Source organism: Xanthomarina maritima, from assembly GCF_008084905.1.
In the GTDB taxonomy this organism is placed as follows: Bacteria; Bacteroidota; Bacteroidia; order Flavobacteriales; family Flavobacteriaceae; genus Xanthomarina; species Xanthomarina maritima.
Map to the genome: position 1 here is coordinate 1 of NZ_VSFC01000042.1, position 17278 is coordinate 17278.

Genomic DNA, 17278 nt, shown 5'->3' on the forward strand with positions numbered 1-17278 from the left:
TATATAGATAATGTATAGCTTAAGTATGGATAGTGTATGGATAGTGTATGGAAGTTTAGCCAAATACCGAATACTTATTAATAATTCTAGTAAGTATTTAGAAGATGTTGTCTAAACTATAAACAAAAAATCCGTAAATAATTGATTAACAAGTATATTACGGATTTCTATTGTACTGAAGGCGGGACTTGAACCCGCACGAACTAATGTTCATTGGATTTTAAGTCCAACGTGTCTACCAATTCCACCACTTCAGCATTATATTTTAATCAGAGTTTAGAGCGAAAGACGGGATTTGAACCCGCGACCCTCACCTTGGCAAGGTGATGCTCTACCCCTGAGCTACTTTCGCAGTTTTTAATGAACGTACAATCTCTCGATTGCGGATGCAAATTTAAAATATTTCTAGGAACTGCAAAGCCTTTTTTAAAAAATAATACAATTTATTTTTAAGCCATCTTTTTCTTAACCAACATGCGCTTAATTTCATTGAGCTTCATAAGCGCTTCAACAGGTGTAAGTGTGTCAATATCAATATGTAAAATTTCTTCTTTGATATTTTCTAATAGTGGATCATCTAGATTGAAAAAACTTAATTGCATCTCATTATCCAAAGTTTTAACCTTTTCAGTTAATTCCTCACTGGAATGGGATTGTTCTAATTTTTTCAATATTTTATTGGCTCGATGTAAAACTTGTTGTGGCATACCAGCCATTTTAGCTACGTGTATACCGAAACTATGAGCAGAGCCTCCAGCTACCAATTTTCTTAAAAATAGCACATTGTCTTTCAATTCTTTTACCGAAACATTGTAGTTTTTAATACGTTCGAATGTTTCAGTCATTTCATTGAGTTCATGATAATGTGTAGCAAATAGTGTTTTTGCTTTTGCTGGATGCTCATGAAGATATTCACTAATAGCCCAAGCGATAGAAATCCCATCATAGGTACTTGTTCCCCTTCCTATTTCATCCAATAAAACCAAACTTCTCTCAGATAAGTTATTTAAAATAGATGCTGTTTCGTTCATCTCAACCATAAAAGTCGATTCTCCCATAGAAATATTATCACTCGCTCCTACTCTAGTAAAGATCTTATCAACCACACCTATTCTGGCTTCTTTTGCAGGTACAAAACTTCCAGTTTGAGCCAATAGGACAATAAGTGCAGTTTGACGTAAAATTGCCGATTTACCAGACATATTAGGTCCAGTAATCATGATTATTTGTTGTCTATCTCTATTCAAGAAAACATCATTAGCAATATAGGCTTCACTTGGTGGTAATTGCTTTTCAATTACAGGATGCCTTCCGTCTTTAATATCTAAATCGGTTGAATTATCAATAGTTGGATAAACATACTTGTTTTCTATTGCTAATTGAGCAAAGCCACATAAACAATCCAATTGCCCAATTAAATTAGCGTTTTGCTGAACGGCTTTAATATATTGCATCATCCAAGCTATCAATTCTGAAAACAATTGTTGTTCTATGGCTAAAATACGTTCTTCAGCTCCAAGAATCTTAGCTTCGTATTTTTTAAGTTCTTCGGTTATGTAACGTTCTGCATTCACTAAAGTTTGCTTCCTAATCCATTCGGCTGGAACTTTATCTTTATGTGTATTTCTTACTTCAATATAATAACCAAAAACGTTGTTTGAAGCTATTTTTAAGGACGTGATTCCAGTGCGTTCCGTTTCACGTTGCAACATGTTGTCCAAATAAGTTTTTCCCGATTGAGATAAACCTCGTAACTCATCTAATTCCGAAGAAAACCCGTCAGCAATCGTAAATCCTTTCAACACATTAACAGGCGCATCTTCATTTAAAGTTTCTTTTATTTTTTCACGTAATACATCACAACTTTGGAGTGTGTCTCCTATCACTTTTAAAGAATCATTCTCACAATTAGACGCTAAAGCTTTTATTGGAACTATCGCTTCTAAAGAATTTTTAAGTTGAATGACTTCCCGAGGATTCACTTTACTTGTGGCTACTTTAGAAATTAAGCGTTCAAAATCGCCAATATGCTTGATGTGATTCTGTATTTTTTGAAGTACTTGCTTATTTTTACTCAAATAGTCAACCACCTCATGACGCTGTTTTATTTTCTTCACATCTTTTAAAGGCAAAGCCAACCATCGTTTTAACAAACGACCTCCCATTGGAGAAATGGTTCTGTCAATAACATTTAAAAGTGTGACTGCATTATTGTTTGTAGAAAAATATAGCTCCAAATTTCTTATGGTAAACTTATCCATCCACACATAATCGTCTTCAGCAATTCTGCCAATAGAAGTTATGTGTTGCAGTTTGTTATGCTGGGTTTCGGCTAAATAATGTAAAATAGAGCCCGAAGCAATAATCCCTTCTTGCAAGTCTTCTATTCCAAAGCCTTTAAGGGTTTTGGTATTAAAATGCTTGATTAAAGTTTCGTTGGCATAATCTATTTGATAAACCCAATCTTCTAAATAAAATGTATGAAAATCGTCTCCAAAAGCCGATTTGAAATCGCTGCGTTTTTGTTTAGAAACAAGCACTTCACTGGGTTTAAAATTTTGAAGGAGCTTATCAATATATTCTTCGTTCCCTTGAGAGGTCAAAAACTCTCCTGTAGTGATATCCAGAAATGAAATTCCTATTTTAGAATTGGATGCTGAGCTTGACGTAGTACCAAAATAAACCGAACACAAAAAATTATTGGATTTCGATTTTAACACCTCATCATTAAAAGCCACTCCAGGAGTTACCAGTTCGGTAACACCACGTTTTACAATGGTTTTGGTTTGCTTTGGATCTTCAAGTTGATCGCAAATAGCAACCCGTTCACCAGCTTTAACCAATTTAGGCAAATACGTATTTAATGAATGATGAGGAAAACCAGCAAGTTCTATTTCACTTTCACTACCTGCCCCTCGTTTGGTTAAGATAATATCTAATATCTTAGCTGTTTTTATGGCATCTTCTCCAAAAGTTTCATAAAAATCTCCAACACGAAATAACAACAAGGCATTTGGATACTTTACCTTTATGGCATTGTATTGTTTCATTAAAGGCGTTACTTTTTTAGTCTTTTTTGCCAATGTTTATAGGATTTTTGTGTTACTTTTGCTCTAAATGCAAGGTTGCTAATGTAACCATTATTTCATGTTTTGTAAAGTCTAAAGGATAGAAGTTATTTACAATTATTCACAATTTTAAAAATGCGAAAACTAAAAAACAGCGAGTTAGACAGATTGAGTGTAGAAGATTTTAAGGAGGTTAAAAAAACACCTTTAATTATTATTCTTGACAACATAAGAAGTTTAAATAATATTGGCTCTGTTTTTAGAACCAGTGATGCGTTTTTAATAGAAAAAATTTATCTCTGTGGTATTACTGCAACACCTCCACATAAAGACATCCATAAAACGGCTTTAGGCAGTACTGAAACTGTAGCTTGGGAATATGTTGAAAACACTTTAAATTTAATTGAAAAACTAAAACAAGACAACATTCAAATTGTCTCCATTGAACAAGCTGAAAACGCTACCATGTTAAACCATTTTACACCTGAAAAGAACACAACATACGCTTTGGTTTTTGGCAATGAAGTGAAAGGTGTGGCCCAAAATATAGTAAGTAATAGCGATGTGGTTTTGGAAATTCCACAATTTGGAACCAAACATTCTTTGAACATTTCTGTGAGTTGTGGTGTGGTGGTTTGGGATTTGTTTTCAAAATTGACAACAAACTAAAAATAAGTGACTAAAAGCACAAAAAAACCTTGGTCGACAAAAGATGTCATGACTCAAATTTATGACATGAAACTTTGGGGAGGAAAAACATTTGATTTTTATTCAGGTTCAGGCTCTCACGACCCAAAAACTATAAATCCTTATTTAAAATCTGTCATTACTTTTTTAGAGTCACATAACAATGTATTGGTAGTTTGCGATCTAGGTTGTGGCGATTTTAATATAGGCAAACAGTTGGTTTCTTATACTAAAAAGTATATTGCAGTAGATATTGTAGATGCACTTATTGAAAGAAACAAAAAACTATTCAAACAAAACAACGTAGAGTTTCAATGTCTTGACATTTCTAAAGATGAATTGCCAAAAGCAGATTGCCTTATTTTAAGACAAGTGCTGCAACATATATCTAATGCAGAAATTAAAGCAGTTGTTAAAAAACTAAACCACTACAAATACCTTATTCTAACAGAACATATTCCTTTAGGTACGTTTACACCAAACAAAGACATTATTTCGGGTCAAGGTATTAGGCTAAAACAAAAAAGTGGTGTGGATTTATTAGAAGCTCCTTTTCATTTAGAAATTAAAAATGAAATATTGATGGATGAACACATATTGGAACACAATAAGGGACGCATAGTCACGACATTATACAAGCTATTTTAGCTATATTTTTCAATAATAGGAATCCAAACTTCTTCTTCAATATTCTGTAAATTTTTACTATAATCTTCAGATAAAATTTCAAAATGTGCTCGATTATCTAATAAATACTTAGAGTTTGGCAACCAGTCTTGAAACATATATTGTCTGCTTTTTGGAAAATCCTGCATCGAACCTTTGTAAGTAAAAGCCACATAGATTCCAGCTTTCAAGATAAAAGGCTCCATACCTTCTGGGATAACATCAAAATTTACAACCTCAACTCCAACCCATTTTTCGAAAGTAGTTTGTGGCGTTACATCTTTTATTTGAAGATTACCATAATCTTGTATAGAAAACACGTGTTTTCCAAATCGAGTAGAAATTTCATGTCTTCGTGGCATAAATTGTCTTGCCAAATTTCCAGTTTCTTGATTGATGGTTTGAATGCTCATGTTGGCTTTCATTCCAACTACATATCTATCTTTAGTTTGCTCAATTCTGTGTTGCATCGTTACTATTATCTTTTTAATCAAACCGAATTATTTCATTAATTAAGTCGCCATTTTCTGTAAAACCTTGAATATAAAAAATATAATCTTGTTGTTGCTTTTCGATTTTTAGATAGGCTTCCCCTAAATTATCCATCTTAATTATTGGTTTCCAATCTATTTCTTGGGAGCCGCTATCAAAATCAAACTCGTAGATTGGAGTATAGTATTTTTTAGATTTATTAAAGCCATAATTAAAAACATAGTTGTTATATAATTCTACAATTCCTTTCTGGTAATTGCTAGTTGTAAAAACCTGGTAAGCTCTATTTCCTCTTCCAATTGGTTGCATCATGAGACTTTCTATTTCGCTCATTTCTATATTTAAACCGTTGAATCTTTCATTAGTAATTCGCTCTCCATCTACATACAAAATAGCTTCTTGACCAACTCCAACGGCAAGATACCATTCTATTCCGTTCCAATTTTTAAGTGTGACACCCTCTTTTTTTGATAAGTAATTGAGTAAGTGTTCTTGCTTATAATTTTCATCTACTTCTAATGGCATGTATTTACCTATATCGAAGTTTATATCTTTGTATTTATCTACTAATTTTTTCTTTTTAAGAAAAGACTTGCTAATTGTTTTTCCTGAAAGATTAACTGTATCTAATTTTGTGGATTTATTTTGATACATATTGACATCATCTTCCTGTACTAAAGCGTTATCGCTTTTTACTTTTATGAATGAATGATTGATTTTAACAACATTTCCTTTTAATTTTTGTTGAACATTTGTAAAAGTATCAAACAAAACACTTTTAGGTTTTACCAATTCCTGATTTGGTTTAATAAAGGAAACCTTAACTGAATCTCCTTGAAAAATCAATAAATTTTTGAAGGTGAAATCCAGTTTATTGTTCAGAAAAATTTTATCGATTATTTCATTTTTATTACTTATTAGCACGAGACTATTGGAAGCCAGAGGACTTAATTTGCCAGTTAGTTTATAGCCTATCTCAAAATCGAATTTGTATTTCGGATTTAAAAAATCCATATATTTTGATGCTGTATATAGTGTCCAACCTTGTGTTAACATGAGCAAATCTATTTGTTTAAATCTGTTCTTATTTGCTTCATTAAAATAATAAGATGGAGTTTCTATGTAACCTTTTAAATAAGGTGTTAACAAGAATGCAGATTCAATATTTGTGTTTCCAAGATGGTTTAATTTACCCGACAAGACAGAAACACTTAAATTTGCTGGACTTAAATTGTTTTTCATTTTTAATATAAAAACGATAGAATCTGCTTCTTTAGTTTGTTCATTTAATTCTAAATTCTTTTTATTATTGTGTTTATAAACAAAGAACTTCCTTTCAAGAATGGGTGTTTTATTTTTAAATATGGTGACCGTATTTACACCATTATAAAAATTAGTTTTATCTAGTTTCAATTCTATTTTGGACGTGTCTTTAAGTACAACATCTGCATAATCGATCAACTTGTTATTTTGATGAAATAGAATAAAATAATCTTCTTCTTTTGCTTGTAAGGTTAGTGAATTGGTTTGAAGTTGAATGTTTACTTTATCAAAATCATCTTCAATTTTTAATGACATTCCCTCTTTGTTTGCCTTTGGAACATCTATTGTTATAATGGTATCATTTACATGAATAATCGCTTGGTAATTCTCAGAATTCATATAGTAAAATTCACTTTTACCCATTCCAAGATGTTCGTTTTTAAATTGTGTGATTTCTTTTTCTTTTGAATCGATAATGCTTCCAGAAAAATCAGACCCTTCTCCATCTATTAATACTTTAATTGCGATACTATTTTTAACATTTTCTAGCAAATAACCGCCTTCTGGAAAGAGTTGCACATCATACATCGTTTTATTGCTAGTACCCAAACGATTAGTAAATTTCCCGATTTTTATTTTGGTTACAAACTTATTTTCTTTACCAAAATTCCTCATGTAATTTGTATGTGCTTGAATAACATATTCACCAGATTCTAACGCATCGAAAATCTCAAACTGACCTACACCAACTCCTTGATGAATGAATACATTTTTTGTATCAATCCATTCTCCATAAGATGAAAATAAACTAACATAAAGCAAAGTTGTTTTTAGCGACGGTTTATTTTCATTTGATGAAACATAAGCCTTAAACCAGATGGTATCATCGTTATTGTATTCGCTCTTATTAGTATGAATAAATACCTTTTCGAAAAATAACTGATCTTTTTGCAAACCAGAGATTACCGAATCAAAAGATTTATTTTGTGCTAATACACAAGCTGAAAATGAAACGAAAAGTAAAAAAGAAAAGGACTTTTGTTTCATATATTTAGTGAAAAGACTATTCACAAATTTGAGCTAAAATCCACAGATAGTCTTCACGACTATCAACAAAATCTCGATCTGAAATATCTATTATTTTCACATTTAAATCGGTTTGATTTTTCAAAAACTCTAAATATCCAGAGTTAATTTTATCTAAATAGTCATTTTCAATATTGAGTTCATATTCTCGACCTCGTTTTTTAATGTTCTCTTGCAAACGCTGGATGTTTTGATATAAATACACATACAATTCTGGTTTAGCAATGTCTTTATACATTAAATAGAAGAGTTTTCTGTACAGTTTAAATTCGTCTTCTGGAAGTGTAATTTTCGAAAAAATAAGGGATTTATAAATATCGTAATCACTAATGATGAAATCTTTAAATAAATCGAGTTGCGATAAATCGTCACTAATTTGTTGGTATCTATCTGCTAAAAAAGACATTTCTAGTGTAAACGCATAGCGCTTGGCATCTTCGTAAAATTTAGGCAAAAACGGGTTTTCAGCAAATCGTTCTAAGATTAATTTCGCATTAAAATCATTAGAAATCATGGTTGCTAAGCTGGTTTTTCCTGCGCCAATATTCCCTTCAATAGCTATGTAATTGTAATTGGAAAACTGAAATTGCTTGCTTGGGTTTTTCAACCAAATGTTTATTGGCTCCAATACACTTGTATCTTCACAATCTTCCAATAAATCAGTCATGTTTTGATTCAAGGTTGGATGTATCAGTTTAGGTGCAATTTCTAACAATGGCTTTAAAACAAATCTTCTTTTATGAAGCTCTGGATGAGGCACCTGAAGTATTTTGGTGTTGATAACAACTTCATCAACAAACAAAACATCTAAATCAATAATCCTAGATTGATAGCCTGCATTTGTTTCTCTCACTCTTCCCATGGAAATTTCAATCTCTAACAATCCAAACATAACATTTTCTGGCGCTATGTCTGTTTCTAAAACCACACAACAATTTAAAAAATCGTCTCCTTTAAAACCTACAGCTGGCGTATTATATACTTTAGAAATAATATTTATTTTTCCAATTTTATTAAAAATTAGATTAATTGCATCTTGCAGATTTTTTAATCTGTCTCCTTTATTACTGCCTAGTGAAATGTAAATTTTTTGTCGCGTATCCATTGAAAAAACAAATTAACTAAAAGAAAATTTAATAGTTTATATTTACCATACCTATTTATCCACAATTTTATATGAACATTAAAGACAAGCTTGTTGCTCAAAAAATATATCTATTTCTAGCTGCATTGTTTATCACGTCTTTAGTGGTTTCTAACCTAATATTTCAAAAATTTTTTTATTGGCACCCATTAGATATTGAAATTTTTGGAGTTAAACTATTTGAGATTTCGGTTGGTATTTTACCCTATCCTATTACCTTTTTAATAACAGATTTAATAAGCGAAATCTATGGCAAAAAGAGAGCCAATCAAGTAGTTGTGGCTGGTATTTTTGCTTCGCTTTTTTCTCTTTTAATAGTTTTGGTTGCCAATGTTGTTCCAGCAACAGACTGGTCTCCTGTTAACGACCAATTATTCTCAACTGTTTTTGGAAATACCGCTATTGCTGTAGCTGCAAGCATGCTTGCCTACTTATTTGCTCAATTTGTTGACATTCAAATTTATCATTTTTGGAAACGATTAACCAAAGGCAAACATTTGTGGTTGCGTAACAATTTTTCTACGTTCTTATCTCAATTTGTAGACACTTGTACCATATTACTTCTTCTTTGTTCTTTCAATATTATAGAATGGAATAAATTTAGTGGCTTATTAATTGCTGGGTTTACATTTAAAGTTCTTATTGCCATATTCGACACACCATTTCTCTATTTAGGCGTTTATCTTTTTAAAAAACGTTTTAACTTAAAAACAAATGAAGAAATAGATCTTCTTTAAGAGTATTAAAATTTTATTAAACTTTTGTATTTAAACAACTTTGACCTTATTTTATACGTATATACTTACAATAAACCAAAAAAGTCACTTTGCATGAAAAAAGTATTCAAAATTACTGGAATTACTTTATTAACTATATTATTATTACTAATAGCAATCCCTTTTGCTTTTCAGTCGAAAATAAAAGAGATTGTTAAGCGAACCATTAACCAAAACATAAATGCTCATGTAGAATTTAGTGATGTTAACTTAAGCTTTCTAAAAAGATTTCCTCAAGCACAAGTAGATGTTACAGATTTAATAATTACAAATTTTGCGCCTTTTAAAAATGAAACTCTAGCGACTGCCAAATCCATTTCGTTAGATATGTCCATTAAAGAACTGTTTAAAAAACCTAGTGAAGATCCAATTGTAGTGAATGAGATTTATTTAGAAGAAGCTTTAATTACTCTTAAAACTAACAAAAAAGGCGAAACCAACTTCGACATTTTTAAAGATTCTGAAGATAACCCAGAAACAGCCCAAAATTCCTCAAAAGGCTTTACCTTGGATGTAAAAGATTATGCTATAGATAACAGTGCTATAACGTATTTAGATGAAAGTACTAACTTAACTTTTTATATTACAGAACTAAACCATTCTGGAAAAGGTACTTTTTCTGGAGACTTGTCAGAATTAGACACAAAAACAAGTGCTAGAATGAGTTTAAAAATTGACAGCACTGAATATTTAAGCAACAACAATATTAAATTAGAGGCCTTAATTGGTCTGGATTTACCCAACAATAAATACTCATTTAAAGAGAATAAAGCTCACATTAATCAATTACCATTAGAATTTCAAGGTTATGTTCAATTGCTTGAAGATGGTCAGGAAATAGATATTACATTTGAAAATTCAGGCTCAGATTTTAAAGATTTTCTGGCAATAATTCCTGAAACATATTCTAAAAACTTAGATCAAGTAGAAACTTCTGGAAACTTTAAAATTAAAGGAATAATAAAAGGAATAATAACCGATGAGACTATTCCAACTTTAAACATTAACATGACTTCAAATAACGCAGCATTTAAATATCCAGATTTACCAAAAAGTGTTGAAGACATTTCAATAAACGCTTCAGTAATAAACACTACTGGTAAGACAGACGATACTTATATAGACTTACAAACCTTGAATTTTAAAATTGACCAAGATGTTTTTAAATCTTCAGCAGCAATTAAAAACCTAACCAGCAATATAAATGTCGAAGCTAATATAGATGGTGTTTTAAACTTGGCAAACCTAAGTAAAGCCTATCCTATTGATTTTAAAACTGATTTAACAGGTATTCTAATTACCAAATTAGCTACTAATTTTGATATGGATGCCATTGAAAATAATGCGTATCAACGTATAAAAAGTAATGGAAATCTAAACATTAAAGGTTTCAAATATACTTCTGAAGACCTTGTTAATCCAATTGAAATTTCGGAAGCAACCATTGCATTCAATCCTGGAACTATTAAACTTAATAAGTTTAATGCTTCAACTGGAAAAAGTGACATTAATGCTAATGGAACTATTAATAATTTATTAGCATTCATCTTTAGTGACAAAAAACTTCAAGGAGATTTTAATGTTAATTCCAATGCTTTTTATTTAAGTGATTTTATAAAAGAATCATCTTCCAATAATCCAGAAGAACAAAAAACAAACACTTCAGAAATCTTTAAAATCCCTGATTTTTTAGATTGTACGATTCAAGCTAATGCAAAAACTGTTGTTTATGATAATTTGAATTTAGAAAATGTACAAGGAACACTTATTATAAAAGATCAACAAGCTTCTTTAAAAAACATGACTACAGATATTTTTAACGGAAAATTAGCAGTTATTGGAAATATTTCAACGCAAAAAGAAACACCAACATTTAACATTAATCTTGGTGCTGCTAATTTCGATATATCTACAGCTTTTAAAGATTTAGAATTATTACAGGCTTTAGCTCCAATTGCTAAAGTACTTGAAGGCAAACTTAATTCAACAATTAGTCTAAATGGTAATTTAGACGATCAATTTACGCCTGATTTAGAAACAGTTTCTGGTGAAGCCTTTGCCGAATTATTAACAACTAATATTCAAACTGAAAACAGTAAAATATTAAATTCTATAAGTAATACACTAAAATTTATAGATTTAAACAAGCTTGATTTAAAAGATTTAAAAACGAATGTAACGTTTAAAGATGGCCTTGTAAACATAGAACCGTTTACTATTAAATATCAAGATATCCATATACGTATTAATGGAACTCATGGGTTCAATAAAAACATAAATTACAACATTGTTTTTGACGTTCCTGCAACATATCTAGGAAACGATATTAATAGACTTATTGGAAAAATAAACGATCCGAAAGTAAATAAAACATCCATTCCTGTTACTGCAAATATTACTGGTTCTTTTAACAATCCTACTATTAAAACAGATTTAAGTTCGGCAGTAAAAGAACTGACTAAACAACTTATTGAAATTGAAAAACAAAAACTCTTGAATCAAGGCTCTAATGCCATTAAAGATTTTTTAGAAGGAATATCTGAAGAATCTAATAATACAAATCAAGATACAACAGCTATAAAAAATGATACTATTAAAACAAACAATACAATTAATAATAGTATAAAAGATATTCTAGGTGGATTGCTAAGTGGTAAGAAAAATAAAAAGGATAGTATCCAATAATTTTTCATATTAGAATTATATAAAATCAATCATGCTTCATAGCAAATTGTTAATTTTTTGCTAAAAATCAACTGTTTTTATTGATTTTTGGCAAAGAAACCTGCTTTTATTAGGATTTTCAAAAAAAAAGGTTATTATGTAAGGATACGTAATAATTAAATAATCTAAAAGGAATATATGAGGCAATTAAAAATCACGAAGCAGGTAACAAACAGAGAGTCTAAATCTTTAGATAAATATTTACAAGATATTAGTAAACTCCCATTAATTACTGCAGATGAAGAAGTAGAATTAGCACAAAGAATTAGAGAAGGTGATCAATTAGCCTTAGACAAACTAACTACTTCCAATTTACGATTTGTGGTTTCTGTTGCAAAACAATATCAAAATCAAGGTTTAACCCTTCCAGATTTAATAAACGAAGGGAATGCAGGCTTAGTAAAAGCCGCCAAACGTTTTGATGAAACTAGAGGGTTTAAATTTATTTCTTATGCTGTTTGGTGGATTAGACAAGCCATCTTACAAGCTTTAGCAGAACAATCTAGAATTGTACGTTTACCATTAAATAAAATTGGATCCATAAATAAAATAAATAAAGCATACTCTTATTTAGAGCAAGCTCACCAACGTCCACCTAGTCCTGAAGAAATTGCTAAAGAATTAGACATGACAATTAGTGATGTAAAACAATCTATGAAAAATTCTGGTCGTCATTTATCTATGGACGCTCCTTTAAAGGAAGGAGAGGATTCAAGCTTGTACGACGTTGTTAAATCTGGAGAATCACCAAATCCTGATGTTGCTTTAATGAAAGATTCATTAAATCTTGAAGTAAACAGAGCTTTAAATACACTTTCGCAAAGAGAAGCAGATGTTGTTAGGCTTTATTATGGAATTAATAACGAACAACCTATGAGTCTGGAAGAAATTGGTGATACCTTTGGACTAACTAGAGAACGTGTGAGACAAATTAAAGAAAAAGGCATCAGACGATTACGCCACACATCAAAAAACAAAATACTTAAAACATATTTAGGATAATCTTAAATAAATACTTTAATATACTAAAATAAATACATGATAAGAATTGAAATTAAAGAAGGAGAAAAGATAGATAGAGCTCTTAAACGCTATAAGAAAAAACATAGAAATGTAAAAATTATGCAGAATATAAGAGAGAATCAATTTTTTACAAAACCTTCAGTTAAGAGACGAAGACAAGTACAAAAAGCTTCATATATTCAAGGATTAAGAGACCAAGAAGAAATCTAAATCATGCTTTCTTTTAGTCTTTTTGATGCAACATCAAAACCTTCAGAAGAAGAAAAACAAAACATAATAAATTTTTTATACAAGCATTTACAAGAATTTAGAGATGCTAAAAAAGCTATTTCTAAATGCTTAGATTATGCTTTAAAAAATAATGTTTCTTCTTTTGGAGGTTTTGTTTTGGTTTTAAAAGAAAATAAAAAGGCACAAGGAGTTACCATTATTAATAAAACTGGAATGAAAGATTATATTCCAGAAAACATCTTAGTTTATATTGCAATCCATAAAAATGCTAGAGGAAAAGGTTTTGGCAAACTACTAATGCAAGAAGCTATAAAGCTTGCTAATGGAGATATTGCATTACATGTAGAACCAAATAATCCAGCTATAAAACTATATGAAAGCTTAGGTTTTACAAATAAATATCTGGAAATGAGACTTAAGAAACCTCATTAGAAAATTGAAATATCAACCACATAACCTTCATTACCACGAATATTAAAAACAGTATTGTCTTCAAAAATTAAATACTGTCCTTTTATGCCAACCAATTTTCCCGTGTAATTAGGAGTTTTATCTAAGTTTAAACTTTTAGGTTTTGCTGGATACTGCAAGACAGGAAACACCAAATTAGTTTCAGAATTAGAAGCAATAAAATAGTCTTTAGCTTCGTTAGGAATGTATTGTTTCAATTTATCTCTCCAAATTACCAAGTCTTCGTCAGCTATTTCATTTTTTAACATGGTTCGCCAATTGGTTTTATCTGCCACATAGTCTTTTAAAGCAACTTCGGTAATTCCAGCTAAATATCTATTAGGTACTTCTACAATTTCAATAGCCTCATGAGCTCCTTGATCTATCCATCTAGTAGGAATCTGACTTTTTCTTGTAACACCAACCTTTACATTACTAGAGTTTGCTAAATATACTACATGAGGTTGTAATTGCACTCTTTTCTCATATTCTAGATCTCTATCTTCTTTATCTAAATGCGCTGTACTTAGTTCTGGTCTCATAATCCAATCTGCAGCCTGAGGAATATCGAAAAAACAGCTTTTACAAAATCCTTGCCTAAATATAGGCTTATCTAAACCACAGTTTAAACATTGATAATTAACAAATTGAATACTTATGGTTTTATTTAACATTTGATTCATGTTAATAAAATCTGATTCAAATACTAAATAATATTGAATGGGTTCGGAAAACTCCGTTGCCATTTTTGTTAGAACACCTTGGTAGGTCATAAAAAAAAGTCTTATTTTTATTTTTTAAATATAATGCAATTATGCCAATTCCTATAGTTAATTCTATTGCTTCCTGGTTTTTAAAAAAACGGTTTCATCAAATAGACTTGTTCTTAAAATACCCTAACGAAGTTCAGCAAGAGCTACTTACGCATCTTTTAAATAAAGCAAAAGACACGGAATATGGCAAAAAATATGATTTTGAATCCATAACAGATTACAAAACTTTTTCAGAACGCATGCCTCTTTCTACTTATGAAGATTATCAGAAAGATATTGAGCGTTCTCGTCAAGGTGAAAACAATATTTTCTGGCCGCAACCCATTAAATGGTTTGCAAAATCTAGTGGCACAACAAATGCTAAAAGTAAATTTATTCCAGTAAGCGAAGATTCTCTGGAAGACTGTCATTATGCTGCAAGTAAAGACTTGCTTTGTTTGTATTTGAATAATAATGAAAACTCACAATTATTTACTGGAAAAAGTTTACGCCTTGGAGGTAGTAAAGAGCTCTACAAAGAAAATGGAACTGCCTTTGGTGATCTATCTGCCATACTTATAGACAACATGCCTTTTTGGGCAGAATTTAGCAGCACACCAAGCAGCAAAGTTTCTTTAATGAGTAATTGGGAAGAAAAAATGCAAGCTATAGTTAACGAAACTATTCAAGAGAACGTTACTAGTCTTGCAGGAGTTCCATCTTGGATGTTAGTTTTACTTAATAATGTTTTAGAAACAACAGGTAAAACCAATTTATTTGATATCTGGCCAAACCTTGAAGTTTATTTTCATGGAGGTGTGAGTTTTCTTCCTTATAAAGACCAATACAAAAATATTTTACCCAAAAAAGATTTTAGATACTACGAAATTTACAATGCTTCTGAAGGTTTTTTCGCCATTCAAGACCACAACAATTCAAGCGAGCTACTGCTTATGTTAGATTATGGCATATTTTACGAATTTATTCCTATGGATACATACGGTACAAAATATGAGAAGATTATTCCTTTAAGCGAAGTTGAAAAGGATAAAAATTATGCAGTTATTATTACAACCAATGCAGGACTTTGGCGCTATAAAATTGGAGATACTGTTAGGTTTACTTCAACAAATCCATATCGAATAAAAGTTTCTGGCAGAACTAAACATCATATAAATGCCTTTGGAGAAGAATTAATTATTGAAAATGCTGAAGATGCTTTAAGAAAAGTTTGTAAAAAAACAAAAGCTGAAATTGTAGAATATACAGCTGCTCCAATTTTTATGCAAGGAAAAGAAAAAGGTGCTCACGAATGGCTTATTGAATTTAAAACTGCTCCTTCAGATATTAACTACTTTAATGAATTGTTTGACAATGCATTGAAAGCATTAAATTCTGATTATGAAGCAAAACGATATAATAACATGACGCTTAACAAGCCAACCATACACATAGCTAGAGAGCAATTGTTTTACGACTGGCTAAAGCAAAACAACAAGCTTGGTGGCCAACACAAAGTACCAAGACTATCTAATACTCGAGATTATTTAGATGCTCTTTTAAATTTAAATAAATAAGTGGTCTTTAATCGGGAAAAAAAGTAAAAAATATATTTATAACGACTATTTTTTGTGCTTCATCTAAAAACAAAGTAAGTCATTTTTTTCTCACAATTAAATTGCTAGTTTTACAATGCTATTAATAACAAACGATATCATTTGTCTGGTATTTATAACAACCAATTAAATACCAGATGGATGTCGTTTTCTAAGAGTAAATTACCAGTAAGATTTTGACAAAAGAATTTTTATCATAGTGTCAAATTATTAATTAACATCCATATAATTAAGAAAAAACCCAAGCAATAGCTTGGGTTTTTTCTTAATTATATAGTTATTTTATTTATTTTAATTTGTCTATAAGATCTTCTGGTTGTTGCAGATACAAAACCCTTTTATCTTTTAAACATTCTTCTATTACTTCAGGGTTTCCAGAAACCATTAATGGTATATCTGCTTGTTCTAAAATAGTATTTATTTTTGTATTTATAGATTCTTGAGTAGGCGTTACAAACATTGTTAACATGATTTTAGGCTTAACAACTTTAATAACTTTTTTAATATTTTCTGTTGGCACATTTTGTCCTAAATAATATACTTTCCAACCCAATTCTCTTGCTAAATAATAAGCTAATAGCAATCCTATTTCATGATGCTCATTTTCTGTTAAAAACATTAAAATAACTGGAGCGTCCTTTTTAGGATAGTCCAACATATTTATAGCAGAAAATAATTTTTTCTTAACTAAATTTGAAACAAAATGCTCTTGTGCAGGCATCACTTTATTAATTCCCCAAAGTACACCAACTTGATTTAAAAAAGGATAAATAAGTTGAGTGGTTGTTTCTAATAAGCCTTTCTTCTTTATTTTCTCATTTAATATCTTATCAAAAGCAACTTCATCCATTTGAAGAGTACTAATTATTAATGCACTAATATCGTCTTCATTCGAACTATTTAATAAACTTTCTTTAATAAGTTCATGAATTTCTTCATCAGACATTTTATCTATTTTAGAAATACGATATCCATTTCTAGTAAGAATACCAATATTCATCAATTTTTTTAATTGTGTGTCTGTATAGTACCTAATGTTTGTATCTGTTCTCTCAGGCTCTAAGAAACTATATCTAGATTCCCATTTACGTAATGTATGCGCTTTTACGCCAGTTAACGCAACTATTTGCGCCATATTATATGTACTCATGTCTAATGTTTTACAGAGCAAAATTAAACAAAAAATGCTGATGTAAGCTATAAAATAAAATTATTTTGTCTAACTTTTTTATATTTTATTTGGACTTTACATTTATTTTTATGTATATTTGTCTAAGTTTAAACAAATTTTATTAGACAT

At 30.3% G+C, this 17278-nt stretch carries 14 protein-coding genes and 2 tRNA genes; 8 read left to right on the forward strand and 8 right to left on the reverse strand.

Annotated elements, in window-relative coordinates; translation table 11 throughout:
• Nucleotides 1–173 precede the first annotated feature (173 nt).
• The 3 genes from FVF61_RS07610 to mutS form a co-directional block, all read right to left on the reverse strand.
• Nucleotides 174–257 (reverse strand) — tRNA-Leu (locus FVF61_RS07610).
• A 23-nt stretch (nt 258–280) separates the two neighbouring features.
• Nucleotides 281–352: transfer RNA gene (locus FVF61_RS07615), tRNA-Gly, on the reverse strand.
• 97 nt (nt 353–449) lie between these two features.
• Nucleotides 450–3083: a DNA mismatch repair protein MutS gene (gene mutS, locus FVF61_RS07620; protein ID WP_148454982.1), complete on the reverse strand. Its 2634-nt coding sequence runs from the start codon at nt 3081–3083 to the stop codon at nt 450–452.
• 120 nt (nt 3084–3203) lie between these two features.
• On the opposite strand from mutS, the gene FVF61_RS07625 reads away from it, so the two are divergent.
• On the forward strand, nt 3204–3737 hold the full coding sequence (locus FVF61_RS07625; protein WP_148454984.1) for an RNA methyltransferase: 534 nt from the start codon (nt 3204–3206) through the stop codon (nt 3735–3737).
• A 6-nt stretch (nt 3738–3743) separates the two neighbouring features.
• A complete protein-coding gene (locus FVF61_RS07630; protein ID WP_148454986.1) occupies nt 3744–4403 on the forward strand; it encodes a class I SAM-dependent methyltransferase in 660 nt (219 codons plus the stop codon).
• Here FVF61_RS07630 and FVF61_RS07635 read toward each other — a convergent pair.
• Genes FVF61_RS07635 through folK form a run of 3 tightly spaced genes read right to left on the reverse strand, consistent with a single transcriptional unit; the run spans nt 4400 to nt 8367 of the window.
• Nucleotides 4400–4891 (reverse strand): GyrI-like domain-containing protein, encoded by a 492-nt coding sequence (locus FVF61_RS07635; protein ID WP_148454988.1) that lies wholly within the window; start codon nt 4889–4891, stop codon nt 4400–4402. The two genes, FVF61_RS07630 and FVF61_RS07635, sit on opposite strands and share 4 nt — an antisense overlap.
• Nucleotides 4892–4907: 16 nt before the next feature.
• Nucleotides 4908–7223 (reverse strand): hypothetical protein, encoded by a 2316-nt coding sequence (locus FVF61_RS07640; RefSeq protein ID WP_148454990.1) that lies wholly within the window; start codon nt 7221–7223, stop codon nt 4908–4910.
• Between the two features lie 16 nt (nt 7224–7239).
• Nucleotides 7240–8367 (reverse strand): 2-amino-4-hydroxy-6-hydroxymethyldihydropteridine diphosphokinase, encoded by a 1128-nt coding sequence (folK, locus tag FVF61_RS07645; RefSeq protein ID WP_148454992.1) that lies wholly within the window; start codon nt 8365–8367, stop codon nt 7240–7242.
• Between the two features lie 71 nt (nt 8368–8438).
• Between folK and FVF61_RS07650 the strand changes: the two genes are divergently transcribed.
• From FVF61_RS07650 to FVF61_RS07670, 5 genes are all read left to right on the forward strand, one after another.
• Complete coding sequence (locus tag FVF61_RS07650; protein WP_148454993.1) at nt 8439–9143, forward strand: queuosine precursor transporter; 705 nt, start codon at nt 8439–8441, stop codon at nt 9141–9143.
• Between the two features lie 93 nt (nt 9144–9236).
• Entirely contained in the window at nt 9237–11867 is a 2631-nt protein-coding gene (locus FVF61_RS07655) for an AsmA-like C-terminal region-containing protein (RefSeq protein WP_148454995.1), read from the forward strand.
• A 177-nt stretch (nt 11868–12044) separates the two neighbouring features.
• On the forward strand, nt 12045–12908 hold the full coding sequence (locus tag FVF61_RS07660) for a sigma-70 family RNA polymerase sigma factor (RefSeq protein ID WP_148454997.1): 864 nt from the start codon (nt 12045–12047) through the stop codon (nt 12906–12908).
• A 36-nt stretch (nt 12909–12944) separates the two neighbouring features.
• Nucleotides 12945–13139: a 30S ribosomal protein S21 gene (gene rpsU, locus FVF61_RS07665; protein WP_148454999.1), complete on the forward strand. Its 195-nt coding sequence runs from the start codon at nt 12945–12947 to the stop codon at nt 13137–13139.
• Nucleotides 13140–13142: 3 nt separating this feature from the next.
• Nucleotides 13143–13592 carry a GNAT family N-acetyltransferase gene (locus FVF61_RS07670; protein WP_148455001.1) on the forward strand — a complete coding sequence of 150 codons (450 nt, stop codon included), beginning with the start codon at nt 13143–13145 and terminating at the stop codon, nt 13590–13592.
• On the opposite strand, the gene FVF61_RS07675 is transcribed toward FVF61_RS07670, so the two are convergent.
• Nucleotides 13589–14383 (reverse strand): DUF2797 domain-containing protein, encoded by a 795-nt coding sequence (locus FVF61_RS07675; RefSeq protein ID WP_148455003.1) that lies wholly within the window; start codon nt 14381–14383, stop codon nt 13589–13591. The genes FVF61_RS07670 and FVF61_RS07675 overlap by 4 nt on opposite strands.
• Nucleotides 14384–14424: 41 nt before the next feature.
• Here FVF61_RS07675 and FVF61_RS07680 point away from each other — a divergent pair, with 41 nt between their 5' ends.
• Entirely contained in the window at nt 14425–15939 is a 1515-nt protein-coding gene (locus tag FVF61_RS07680) for a GH3 auxin-responsive promoter family protein (protein WP_148455005.1), read from the forward strand.
• Nucleotides 15940–16264: 325 nt separating this feature from the next.
• On the opposite strand, the gene FVF61_RS07685 is transcribed toward FVF61_RS07680, so the two are convergent.
• Nucleotides 16265–17128 carry a MerR family transcriptional regulator gene (locus FVF61_RS07685; protein ID WP_148455006.1) on the reverse strand — a complete coding sequence of 288 codons (864 nt, stop codon included), beginning with the start codon at nt 17126–17128 and terminating at the stop codon, nt 16265–16267.
• Nucleotides 17129–17278 lie beyond the last annotated feature (150 nt).